Here is a 631-nt window from a genome sequence, read left to right on the forward strand (position 1 = left end):
GCGTGGGCTCGGAGATGTGTATAAGAGACAGTCCGGACAGGACATCCAGCCGATCGACATCCCGACCGGCCAGGGGTTCGCGCAGTGGACGCTGAACAACCTCGCCTCGTCGGGGGTCGTGCCCATCCAGGATGACGCCGGCCGGCCGCGGCTGAACACCCCGCAGGCGCGGGCGGCCGCGCAGTTCCTGGCCAGGGTGGCCAGCTACGGGCCGCAGTCGGACAGCCCGACCAGCCAGGGGCTGCCCCGGTTCGGGATCCGCAAGGAGACCGCGATGACGATGGTGACGGTGGCGACGCTCGCCGGCGGCCTGCGGTTCATCCAGGACCAGGGCGAGCGCGGGTTCCGCGCCGGTGCGGTGCCGTTCCCCACCCTGCCGGGCGGCACCCAGGCGCCGGTCGCCGGCGGAAACGCGCTGACCGTGCTCGCCGAGGACCAGTGCCAGCGGGAGATGGCGACCGAGCTGGTCGTCTCCCTTCTGGCACCGGACGTCATCGTGGCGAGCACCGAATCGCTGAGCTACCTGCCAGTCGACACCGAGGCGCTGGCCCGGCTGGAGCCGCTGTACCGGCAGTACCCTCAGCTCCGGGCGTTCAACGACCTCGCACCGTCGCTGGTGGCGCCCCCCTCC

The 631-nt window shown here is 71.9% G+C and carries 1 protein-coding gene; it reads left to right on the plus strand.

What is annotated here, in order from left to right; genetic code table 11:
* Window positions 1-16: 16 nt before the first annotated feature.
* On the plus strand, window positions 17-631 hold a 615-nt coding region (locus DQ244_RS19110; RefSeq protein WP_199580490.1), incomplete at its 3' end, for a hypothetical protein.

The sequence above is a fragment of the Blastococcus sp. TBT05-19 genome, assembly GCF_003319095.1.
Classification (GTDB): Bacteria; Actinomycetota; Actinomycetes; order Mycobacteriales; family Geodermatophilaceae; genus Blastococcus.